The sequence below is a fragment of the Jiangella aurantiaca genome, assembly GCF_004349105.1.
GTDB classification, from domain to species: domain Bacteria; phylum Actinomycetota; class Actinomycetes; order Jiangellales; family Jiangellaceae; genus Jiangella; species Jiangella aurantiaca.
The window spans coordinates 1-10993 of record NZ_SMLB01000082.1; the positions used below are offsets into that span (position 1 = coordinate 1).

Consider the following 10993-nt stretch of genomic DNA (forward strand, 5'->3'; position numbering starts at 1 on the left):
CCACCCACCCACCGCAACGGCGCGGTGCCGAGCAGCCGCCCCGGCAGTGTCCCATTTCCCTTGTGGGACTCGCCGCTGCCTGGGACCTCGCGGTCGGCGCCCGGCGACGTCGGCGCCGACGCGACGCCACCGCCGACCACCGCGGCCGTCCCGAGGACGGGCACCAGTGCCGCCGCGCCGGGGAACGGCGTCGTCGCGTCGTAGGTCAGCGCCGCCCAGCCGACTGCCGCGAGTCCGCCCCCGGCCAGCGCGCTGGCCACCCAGGCGGGCAGCCGCTCCAGCCGCCGCGCGCCGATCGCCAGCGCCGCGCCGGCCGCCAGCTCCCACGCCCGCGTCGTCGACACGAAGTACGCCGCGCCGGGGGACGCGGCGGTCAGGTGCACCGACCAGGCGAGCGACGGCACCGCGACCACCGCCAGCCCGGCCAGCAGGGTCCGCCGCAGCGACGGCGCGCCGCGGCGGCGCCGGTGCCACCACACCAGCGCGATGATCAGGACCGGCCAGAGCAGGTAGAACTGCTCCTCGACGGCGAGCGACCAGAAGTGCTGGACCGGGCTGGGTGCGTCCTCGGCCGTCAGGTAGTCCACCGACTCCGACGCCAGCCGCCAGTTCACCACGTACGTCGCCGACACCGCGATGTCGCCGGCGATCGCGGGCCAACGCAGCGGCGGCAGCAGCACGATGGTCAGCGCGGCGGTCGCCGCCAGCACGACCGCCGTCGCCGGGAGAAGCCGCCTGATCCGGCGCGCGTAGAACCGGCCCAGCCGCAGCCGCCCGGTGGACTCGACCTCGCGCAGGATCAGCCCGGTGATGAGGAACCCGGAGATGACGAAGAACACGTCCACGCCGACGAACCCGCCGCTGACCAGCGGCAGTCCGGCGTGGTAGGCGAGCACCAACAGCACGGCGACGGCGCGCAGGCCTTCGACGTCGGGCCGGAACCGCGGCCGGTCCTGGGCAGACTCGGTCCCGGCCGCGGCGAACGGGTACGTCCGCCGCGGCCGCTGGTGCCGCGGGCCGAGCGAGATCAGGCCGGCTGCCCGATCGCGCCGAGGAGGTCGGCGAACCACGGCGTGGCGGGGTCGAACTCCTTGCCGCCCTTGATGCGGTCGAACTCGATGGCGCGCAGCCGGCCGCCGCGCTCCTCGTCGTGCCCGATGAGCCCGCCCTCGTGCCGCAGCGCGCACTCGACCGCGAGGTCGGTGCAGCTCTTGATCAGCCGCAGGTCGTCGGCGTTGGCGGCGGCGGACCGGCTGTAGTAGCCGCTCTTCTGCACCATGACTTTCTCGGCGCCGACGCGGGCGGCGAACTGGTTCGCGAACCAGGCGCCCGGGTTGATCTTGTCGATCTTCACGTGGCCGAACGGGTCGCGCGGGACCTCCTCGCCGGCCTCCTCCAGCTCCGTGATGATGGACTCCACACCGGCGCCCTCGGACAGGAAGATGTTGACGCAGCCCAGCTCGTCCATGAGTGAGCGCAGCCGGCCGGCCTCGGCGTCGAGGTCGAGCTTCTGCTCCGGCACGTAGACGGCGTGCACGTCCCAGCGGCGCGGGTCGACGCCCAGCTCCGGCGCCCACTCCTGCGCGGCCAGCCACTTGCGGTAGGCGCGCGCCGTCGCCGCCGTCAGCCAGCCGCAGTGCCGGCCCATGACCTCGTGCACGATGAGCATGCGCGGGTTGGACGAATGCTCGGCGATGATGTTGCGGGCGTAGATCGAGCCCTGCTCGGCCGCCGTCCATGCGCCCAGGCTCTGCCGCACCGGGACGATGTCGTTGTCGACGGTCTTCGGCAGCCCGACGACGGTGAGCTCGTAGTCGTTGGTGGCGAGGTACCCGGCGAGGTCGGCGGCGGTGGTGTTGGTGTCGTCGCCGCCGATGGTGTGCAGCACGTCGACGCCGTCGCGGGTGAGCTGCTCGGCCGCGACGTGCAGCGGGTCCTGGCCCTCCTGGACCAGCCCACGCTTGACGCAGTCGGCGACGTTGGTCAGCTTGACCCGGCTGTTGCCGATGGGGGAGCCGCCGAACCGGTGCAGCCGCGACGCCGTGGCACGCATCTCGGGGGTGATGGTGATGGAGCGGCCGGTCAGCAGGCCCGCGTAGCCGTCGAGATAGGCGATGATCTCGACCTCGGGCGCGATCTCGGTGTACCGCTCGATCAGGCCGCCGACGGCCGACGACAGGCACGGGGCCAGGCCGCCGGCCGTGAGCATGGCGACCTTGCGCACAGGTGTGCTCTCGGGCATATGAGGTGACCTTCTGTCGATGTGGAGAGGGACAGATCGCCTGACACCCTATCGTCGGCGCCTGTGGCCCCGGCCGTGGCTGTCCGGGGTGTGGGCGTTCGCGGCGGATCGGGGAGGGCGCGGCCTACCCTGTAAGGCGTGAACTCCCCGGAGGACCTTGCGCTGTACACAGAGCTGACGGACGCGGTCGGCGCGCTGCCGGCCGGCCAGCAGCCCGAGTGGCCCGACCCCGCCGCCGTCCAGGACGCCGTGGCGCAGCTGCGCGCCATGCCGCCGCTGGTGTTCGCCGGTGAGTGCGACCTGCTGCGCGAGCGGCTGGCCGCGGTCGCCCGCGGCGAGGCGTTCGTCCTGCAGGGCGGCGACTGCGCCGAGACGTTCGCCGGGGTGAGCGCCGACAACGTCCGCAACAAGCTGAAGACGCTGCTGCAGATGGCGGTCGTGCTCACCTACGCCGCAAGCGTCCCGGTGGTGAAGATCGGGCGGCTGGCCGGGCAGTACGCCAAGCCGCGGTCGAAGTCGACCGAGACCCGCGACGGCGTCACGCTGCCGGCCTTCCGCGGCGACATCGTCAACGACTTCGAGTTCACGCCATCCGCCCGCGTGCCCGACCCGCACCGCATGGTTCGCGCCTACCACGCGTCGTCGGCCACGCTGAACCTCACCCGCGCGTTCGTCGGCGGCGGGTTCGCCGACCTGCACCAGGTGCACGCCTGGAACAACGACTTCGTCCGCACCTCGCCGGCCGGCCAGCGCTACGAGCGGCTGGCCCGGCGGCTGGACCAGGCGCTGTCGTTCATGCGGGCCATCGAGATCGACACCGAGCAGTTGCGCACCGTCGAGCTGTACTCCAGCCACGAGGCGCTGCTTCTCGACTACGAGCTGGCGCTGACCCGGGTCGACTCCCGCACCGGCGCGCCGTACGACGTCTCGGGCCACTTCGTCTGGATCGGGGAACGGACCCGGCAGCTCGACGGCGCGCACCTGGAGTTCGCGTCGCGCATCCGCAACCCGATCGGCGTCAAGGTCGGTCCGTCGACCACGCCGGACGAGCTGCTCGCGCTGGCGGACAAGCTCGACCCCGAGCGCGAGCCGGGGCGCCTGACGTTCGTGACGCGCATGGGCGCCGGCAAGATCCGCGACGCCCTGCCGGCGCTCATCCAGAAGGCGACCGCCGACGGCCTGGTCGCGTCCTGGATCTGCGACCCGATGCACGGCAACACCTACGAGGCGCCCAGCGGCCACAAGACCCGCCGCTTCGACGACGTCGTCGACGAGGTCCGCGGCTTCTTCGAGGTGCACAGCGCTCTGGGCACCCACCCGGGCGGCATCCACGTCGAGCTGACCGGCGACGACGTCACGGAGTGCGTCGGCGGCGGCGACCCGATCGCCGAGGACGGCCTGAGCAGCCGCTACGAGACCGTCTGCGACCCGCGGCTCAACCGCACCCAGTCGCTCGAGCTCGCCTTCCTGGTCGCCGAGCTGCTCGAGTCGGCGAACTAGCGGCGCTCCGACGGTGGCCCCACGTGCTCCGTCGCCATGATCAACAGGGCGGCACCGGCCCACCCTCCAAGTTGATCTTGGAGTAACCGCGGAATCAATCGGGCATATCGGACCGCAATGCCACAGTTACTCCAAGATCAACTTCGGGAGGGCGCGGAGCGGAGCTCAGGCGGCGGCCACCGTGACCGGCACGGCGACGGTCCCGCGCAGCGCGCCGCCGGGCAGCCGGTCGAGGAACGCCTTGAGTAGCCCCGTGTACCTGGCCTTGTACGTCGGCGTCGCCAGCAGGCTGGGCCCACCACCAATTTCCTATGGACTTGATGGGAAAGCAACCGCCCATCCGCATCGTGGGAATCGGGGCTCAGGTGAAGGCCGACCGCGAGGTCCCAGGCGGCGGTGAGGCCCACAAGGGAAAAAGATTAAGGTGTGGACGTGATCGACCTGCGCAGCGACACCGTCACCCGGCCCACCGCAGCGATGCTCGCCGCGATGTCCGGCGCCGAGACCGGCGACGACGTCTACGGCGAGGACCCCACCGTCCACGCGCTCGAGGAGCGGGTCGCCGGCCTGCTCGGGCACGAGGCCGGCCTCTTCACCGTCAGCGGGTCGCTGGCCAACGCGCTGGGCGTTCGGTCGCTGGTCGCGCCGGGTCAGGAGCTGCTGTGCGAGGAGCGGGCGCACGTCGTCCGCGCGGAGCTGGGCGCGCACGCCGTCTGGCACGGCGTCACCACCCGCACGTGGTCCGACCCGCGCGGCCACGTCGACCTCGACGCCGTCCGCCGGCTGATGACGCCCGACGCCGGGCCGTACCTGGTGTCGACGGCGGCGATCGCGGTCGAGAACACGCACAACTTCGCCGGCGGCACCGTGCAGCCACTCGAGGCGCTGCGGGAGCTGCGTGCGCTGGCCGAGCCGGTCGGCGTGCGGCTGCACCTCGACGGCGCCCGGCTGTGGAACGCGCACGTCGCCACCGGCGTCGCGCTGGCCGAGTACGGCCGGCTGTTCGACACCGTCTCCGTCTGCCTGTCCAAGGGGCTGGGCGCGCCGGTCGGCTCCGTGCTCGCCGGGCCGGCGGCCGCGATCGCCGAGGCGCGGGTGTGGCGCAAGCGGCTCGGTGCCGGCTGGCGGCAGGCCGGCGTCCTGGCGGCGGCCGGGCTGTACGCGCTGGACCACCACATCGGGCGGCTGGCCGACGACCACGCACACGCCCGGCTGATCGCCGACGCGGTCGCCGAGGCCGATCCGTCCGCCGTCGACCCCGCCACGGTCGAGACCAACGTCGTCATCCTCGACGTCGGCGACCGCGCGGCCGGTCTGGTCGAGCGGGCGGCCGCCGAGGGCGTGCTCACCGGCGTGGTCGGCCCCGGCCTGGTGCGGCTCATCACGCACCTCGACGTCAGCGCGGACGACGCCAAGCGCGCGGCCGGCGTGCTGGCCGAGCTGGTCCGGGCCTGACGCCGCGGAGCCCCGCGCATCCTGCCCCGTCGTCCGCAGTGCGAGACGACCGCGTCCATCCATTGACCCCAATCCCGACCTAGGCGACTATTCCTATAGTTCTGACGGGTTAGATGGTTTGGAGGCGGCCGGGTGCGTACCCTCGTTCTGCTGGGCCTGGTCGGTTTCGCCGCCCAGCTCGTCGACGGCAGTCTCGGCATGGCCTACGGCGTCACCTCCAGCACGCTGCTGCTCGCCGTGGCGGCGAACCCGGCGGCCGCGTCCGCGACCGTCCATCTGGCCGAGATCGGCACCACGCTGGCCTCGGGCCTGTCGCACTGGCGCTTCGGCAACGTCGACTGGAAGGTCGTCGCGAAGATCGGCGTCCCGGGCGCGGCCGGCGCGTTCGCCGGGGCGACGTTCCTGTCCAGCCTGTCCACCGAGGCCGCGGCGCCGGTCATGTCGCTGCTCCTGCTGGCGCTGGGGATCTACCTGCTGGTCCGGTTCACGCTGCGCGGCCTGCCGGTGCGGCGCGACCCGAAGCCGCTGGGCCGGAGGTTCCTCACGCCGCTCGGGCTGGTGGCCGGGTTCATCGACGCCACCGGCGGTGGTGGCTGGGGCCCCGTCGGCACGCCGGCGATCCTGGCCAGCGGCCGCATGGAGCCGCGCAAGGTGATCGGCTCCATCGACACCAGCGAGTTCATCGTCGCCGTCGCGGCCAGCACGGGGTTCCTCATCGGGCTCGGCACCGAGAACATCGACTTCGCGTGGGTGGCCGTGCTGCTCGCCGGCGGCGTGGTCGCGGCGCCGATCGCCGCCTGGCTCGTGCGCGTCGTCCCGCCGCGGGTGCTCGGCTCGGCGGTCGGCGGCATGATCGTGCTGACGAACGGCCGGACCATCCTGCGCAGCGACTGGGTCGACGCACCCGGCGGCGTGCGTGCCGTCGTGAACGGGGTGGTCGCCGTCGTGTGGGCGGCGGCGCTGGCCTACTCGATCCGCGCGCACCTGGCGCAGCGGGTCGTCCAGCCCGAGCCGGAGCTTGCCCGCGTCGGCTGACCCGGGGGCTCAGAGCCCGACGGGGGAGGGGTCGCCCAGCCGGCGGCCGGCCGCCGGAATGAGCCGCCGTAGCGTCGACGCCAACTCGCGGACGTCCGCGCCGGCCAGCGCCTGCGGCCCGTCGCACAACGCGGCCTCCGGGTCGGGATGGACGTCGACGAGGATGCCGTCGGCGCCGACCGCGATGGCCGCCCGCGACAGCGGCAGCACGAGGTCGCGTCGCCCGGCCGAGTGGGACGGGTCGACGATGACCGGCAGGTGCGACAGTCGCTGCACGACCGGCACGGCCGCGATGTCGAGCGTCGTCGCCGTCGCGGTCTCGAACGTGCGGATGCCGCGCTCGCACAGCACGATGTCGAGGTTGCCGCGCTGGGCGACGTACTCGGCCGCCATCAGCCACTCGTCGACGGTGGCCTGGATGCCGCGCTTGAGCAGCACCGGCTTGCCGGCCCGGCCGACCGCCTGCAGCAGCGCGGTGTTCTGCATGTTGCGGGCGCCGACCTGGAGCATGTCGGCGTACCCGCTGACGAGGTCGACGTCGCCGGGGTCGATCACCTCGGTGACCACCGGCAGCCCGGTGACCTCGCGGACCTCGGCCAGGATGTGCAGGCCGACCTTGCCCAGTCCCTGGAACTCCCGCGGCGCGGCCCGCGGCTTGAACGCGCCGCCACGCAGCATGGTCGCGCCCGCTGCCTTGGCCATCTCGGCCGCCTCGAGCGTCTGCGCCAGCGATTCGACGGCGCATGGTCCGGCGATGAGCGTGAACGTGTCGGGGCCGATCATGACCGGACGTGCACCGGTGCCGGTGCCCACGACGACGGTGCTGCGGGCAGGCTGGTGGTCGACGCTCACCAGCTTGTACGGGGTGGAGATGGCGATGACGTCGGCCACGCCGGGCAGGCTGCGCAGGTTGAGGGCGCGGAAGTGGTCGACGTCGCCGACCAGGCCGATGATGGTGCGCTGGACGCCGCGGCTGACGAAGGCCTCGCCGCCGGTGGTGCGGACCCGCGACACGACCGCCTCGATCTGTTCCGGCGTCGCATCGGGCGACATCACGACCACCATGACGCAACCTCCCCGCCTCGTCCCCAGTCTCGAAGCTAGGGCACCGAAACCCTAGTTCGGGAGGGTTGTCCGGGGAGTAAGACAGTTGGTCACAATCAGGTCACTTGACATCTCATGTTGTTATTTCCGGGAACTCGGCTGTAATTCCTTCAGCAGCGAAAGATCTTCGGCATAAGCGGGCGGGCCACCGGGCGTCTCCAGGACGACCGGCAATCCGGCGACCGATTTGTGGTGCAGCAGCTCGCCGAACGCCGCGGCGCCGATGTTCCCCTTGCCGATGCGCTGGTGGCGGTCGCGGAACGAGCCGCAGCCGTCCATCGAGTCGTTCGCGTGGACGGCGGCCAGCCGGTCGGCGCCGGCGACGTCGGCGAACCGGTCCAGCATCGTCGTCATGCCGCCCGGCGCGGCGAGGTCGTGGCCGGCCGCGTACAGGTGGCAGGTGTCCAGGCAGACCCGGGCCCGCGGGTGGTGCTCCAGTGCGGCGAGGTACGGCTCGAGGTCGTCCACCGTCGCGCACAGGGACTGACCCTGCCCGGCTGTCGGCTCGAGCAGCAGCTCCGGCCCGCCGGGTGCGCCGTCCAGCTCGTCGAGCAGCGGCAGCAGCAACTCTCGGACCTGTCGCAGCGCGTCGTCGCGGCTGCCCGCCGTCACGCACGAGCCGGTGTGCACGACGACCCCGGCCGCGCCGACCTCGCGGGCCCGGCGCAGCGAGTGCGCCAGTGCGGCGGCCGAGCGGTGCGCCGTCTCCGGCACTGGGCTGCCGAGGTTGATCAGATAGGCGGCGTGCACGAGCACGGTCAGGCCGTGCTCGGCCGCCGCGGCGCGGAAGACGGCGTCGGTCTCCGGGTCGCCCGGCGTCATCGCCCAGCCGCGCGGGTTGCCGAGGAACACCTGTACCGACGACGCGCCCATGCCGGCGGCGCGTTCGGGCAGCGCGGCCAGCTTCCCGGCGACGGGTAGGTGGGTGCCCAGAAGGGCGAGCGCGTCGGTCACGAGCGTCCTCGGTCGGCCGGAGCCGGGTCAGAAGTGGATGATGCGGATGGTGGTGCCCGGTGGGTGCTGCTCGCCGGCCGCGGGTTCCTGGTTCTGGATGCGGTCGCCACGGCCGTTGTCGCTGAAGTCGGGGAACAGGTTGACGACCTCGACCTCGAAGCCGGCCTCGCGAAGAATTTCCTCGGCTCTTTCCACTCTTTCGCCGCGCACATTCGGAACCTCGATCAATTCCGGTCCGAGCGAGACGACGATCGTGATCTCGTCCTGACGGAAACCGGTGCCCTCGGCGGGGTCCTGCGAGATGACCACGCCCGCCGGAACGTCGTTGGAGTTCTGTTCCACCGTGTTGACCTGGAAGCCGGCTTCGGCGAGCGCCGCCTGCGCCTCCTCGGCCGGCCGGCCGGTGAAGTCCTCGATCTCCACCGGCTCCGGGCCGCGGCTCACGGTGACCGCGATCTCGGTGTCGCGGCGCACCTCCTCGCCTGGCGCGACACTCTGGGTCAGGATGAGCCCGGCCTCCACCTCGTCGTCGTAGACCTCGTCGTCGACGCGGATGGTCATGGACAGCGGCTCCGCCAGCTGGTTCGCCTCGTCCACGGTGCGCCCGACCAGCTCCGGGACCTCGTACCGCTCCGGGCCGAGGGACAGGACGTAGGTGATCTCGCCGCCACCCAGCAGTCGCTCACCGGGCTCGGGCTCGGTGCTCAGGACCAGGCCGGCCTCGACCGTCTCGGAGAACTCCTCGCCGCCGTTCACGGCCGTGAAGCCATTCTCCTCGGCGCGGGCCTCGGCCTGCTCGGCGGTGAGGTCGAGCAGCGACGGCGTCGACTCCCACCGCCCGGACCCGTACCACCACGCCGCGGTGGCGACGCCGATGGCCAGCAGCAGCACGAACAGGAACAGGTACAGGCCGCGGCGGCTGCGCGCCTGCTCGGTCCGGCGGTGGCCGGCGGTCCGGGCGCGCGCGTCGGCCTGCCGGTCGGCCCGCACGCCGGCCGGCGGCGCGTCGTCGGCGGTCTCGTCCTCGGTGAACCGGATCGACAGCGGCGCGTCGATGCGGCGGGTCGAGCCCGGCCGGCTGACCTCGCCCGCGCGGTCGTCGACCGGCGGGATGTCGTCGTCGGCGGTCTCGTCCTCGACTGGCTCGACCCGGTCGACCTGGCCGGCCAGCACGGTGCCGGCCAGCGCCTCGTCGACGGTGACGCCGGCGGAGTCGCGGGGCTCCGCGTGCACGGCGGTCAGCTCGGGGTCGTCGTCGGGCTCCGGCAGCGGGAGGCCGGCGATGGTGGCCCGGGTGGACCGGACCGCGGCCAGGAACGCGGCGGCGTCGGCGTAGCGCTGCAGCGCCTCGCGCGCCGTCGCCGTCAGCACGAGTTCGTCGACGGCCGGCGGCAGCGGCACCGCCTCGGACGGCGGCGGGACGTCGTCGTCGATGTGGCTGCGCACGATCACGAAGTCGGTGGGCCCCTCGTGCGGCGTCTTCCCGGTGAGCAGCTCGTAGAGCATGATGCCGGCCGAGTACACGTCGGAGCGCGGCGTGGCCCGCTCGCCCAGCGCCTGCTCGGGTGAGATGTAGCTGACGGTGCCCAGCAGGCCGCGGGTGGTCTTCGACGACGTGCTGTTGGCCCGGGCCAGCCCGAAGTCGGCGACCTTGACCCGTCCGTCGTTGCCGACCAGCACGTTCTCGGGCTTCACGTCGCGGTGGACGATGCCGGCCCGGTGCGCCGCGGCCAGCGCCGACAGCACCGACTCGGTCACCTCGAGCGCGAGGTCCGCGCCCAGCCGGCCCCGCTCGTGCAGGACGTCGCGCAGCGTGCGGCCGTGGATGTACTCCATCGCCAGATAGACGGCGCCGTCGTCCTCGCCCTGGTCGAACACGTTGACGACGTTGGGGTCGGACAGCTGCGCGACGGCGCGCGCCTCGTTGATGAACCGGGCCACGAAGTCGTCGTCGGCGGCCAGCTCCGCGTGCATGATCTTCAGCGCGACCGGCCGGTCGAGCCGGGTGTCGGTGGCCTTGTAAACCGTCGCCATGCCGCCCCGCGCCAGCAGCGCCTCGATCCGGTAGCGTCCGTCGAGGAGACGGCCCACCGGTGCGTCGGAGACGGAGAGGTCCACGGGTGGAGTGTACGTTCACCTGAGGGCCCCGGCCGATCGACACGGTCCGCCGGCACGCCCCGCCCGGTACGTCGCAGCTCGTGTGCGTGCGTCCGAGATGTCGCTGTTGCGGGCATTCGCGCCGACCAATACCGGCACTCGGATGGCGTTCGGGCCGCGGGCGGGCTATGGTCGCGGCCCGTGACCGCTGTGCCCCCACGCCGCGTGCCGTCCACGCCCTTCGGCGACGACGACGGTGCGGCGGACCCTCGCATCGTGGCCGCGCTGGCCGCGTACGAGCGGGGCGAGGGCGGCTCGGCCGACGTGCTCGCGGCACTGGCCGCCGGCCGGCTGCTGATCCCCGTGGTCGCGGTCGCCGAGTCGGTCGACGCCACCGGCGCGGAGAAGGAAACCGCCATGGCGGCGGTCCTCACCACCGGCCGCGACGGCCGCCGCGGCCTGCTCGCGTTCACCTGCGTCGAGTCGCTGATCCGCCTCGATCTCATCGAGATGCTGGGTGAGGAGGGGTACGAGGTGGTCGGAGAGGCCGCCGACGGCGCCAGCGCCGTACGGCTGGCCGAGGAGCACCGCCCCGACCTCGTCGTC

General features: G+C 72.8%; 9 protein-coding genes and 1 pseudogene. 4 read left to right on the plus strand and 6 right to left on the minus strand.

Annotated elements, in window-relative coordinates:
* Positions 1-1070, minus strand: a 1070-nt coding sequence (locus E1262_RS29565; RefSeq protein WP_203454716.1) for an acyltransferase family protein, incomplete at its 3' end; no start/stop codon positions are given.
* Positions 1028-2242 (minus strand): pyrophosphate--fructose-6-phosphate 1-phosphotransferase, encoded by a 1215-nt coding sequence (locus E1262_RS29570; RefSeq protein WP_132107928.1) that lies wholly within the window; start codon positions 2240-2242, stop codon positions 1028-1030. The genes E1262_RS29565 and E1262_RS29570, both read right to left, overlap by 43 nt.
* A 138-nt stretch (positions 2243-2380) precedes the next feature.
* On the opposite strand from E1262_RS29570, the gene E1262_RS29575 reads away from it, so the two are divergent.
* Entirely contained in the window at positions 2381-3742 is a 1362-nt protein-coding gene (locus E1262_RS29575; protein ID WP_238993111.1) for a class II 3-deoxy-7-phosphoheptulonate synthase, read from the plus strand.
* A 168-nt stretch (positions 3743-3910) separates the two neighbouring features.
* Here the strand turns inward: E1262_RS29575 and E1262_RS32280 are convergent.
* Positions 3911-4030: pseudogene (locus E1262_RS32280) on the minus strand (NAD(P)H-dependent oxidoreductase); the annotation flags it as partial.
* Positions 4031-4174: 144 nt separating this feature from the next.
* On the opposite strand from E1262_RS32280, the gene E1262_RS29585 reads away from it, so the two are divergent.
* Positions 4175-5197, plus strand: a complete 1023-nt coding sequence (locus E1262_RS29585) for a threonine aldolase family protein (protein WP_132107929.1) — start codon at positions 4175-4177, stop codon at positions 5195-5197.
* A 132-nt stretch (positions 5198-5329) separates the two neighbouring features.
* Entirely contained in the window at positions 5330-6232 is a 903-nt protein-coding gene (locus tag E1262_RS29590) for a sulfite exporter TauE/SafE family protein (RefSeq protein ID WP_132107930.1), read from the plus strand.
* Between the two features lie 9 nt (positions 6233-6241).
* On the opposite strand, the gene aroF is transcribed toward E1262_RS29590, so the two are convergent.
* The 3 genes from aroF to pknB form a co-directional block, all read right to left on the minus strand.
* Complete coding sequence (gene aroF, locus E1262_RS29595; protein ID WP_132107931.1) at positions 6242-7297, minus strand: 3-deoxy-7-phosphoheptulonate synthase; 1056 nt, start codon at positions 7295-7297, stop codon at positions 6242-6244.
* Between the two features lie 120 nt (positions 7298-7417).
* Positions 7418-8290 carry a deoxyribonuclease IV gene (locus E1262_RS29600; RefSeq protein ID WP_132107932.1) on the minus strand — a complete coding sequence of 291 codons (873 nt, stop codon included), beginning with the start codon at positions 8288-8290 and terminating at the stop codon, positions 7418-7420.
* A 27-nt stretch (positions 8291-8317) separates the two neighbouring features.
* Positions 8318-10408: a Stk1 family PASTA domain-containing Ser/Thr kinase gene (pknB, locus tag E1262_RS29605; protein WP_132107933.1), complete on the minus strand. Its 2091-nt coding sequence runs from the start codon at positions 10406-10408 to the stop codon at positions 8318-8320.
* A 180-nt stretch (positions 10409-10588) separates the two neighbouring features.
* Here pknB and E1262_RS30705 point away from each other — a divergent pair.
* The coding region (locus E1262_RS30705) for an SseB family protein (protein WP_203454717.1) at positions 10589-10993 on the plus strand (405 nt) is incomplete at its 3' end.

What these genes read in the sequence shown, in the direction of transcription:
- E1262_RS29570 (WP_132107928.1), bottom strand. Translation starts at nt 2,242, where the DNA reads ATGCCCGAGAGCACACCTGTGCGCAAGGTCGCCATGCTCACGGCCGGC.
- aroF (WP_132107931.1), bottom strand. Translation starts at nt 7,297, where the DNA reads ATGGTGGTCGTGATGTCGCCCGATGCGACGCCGGAACAGATCGAGGCG.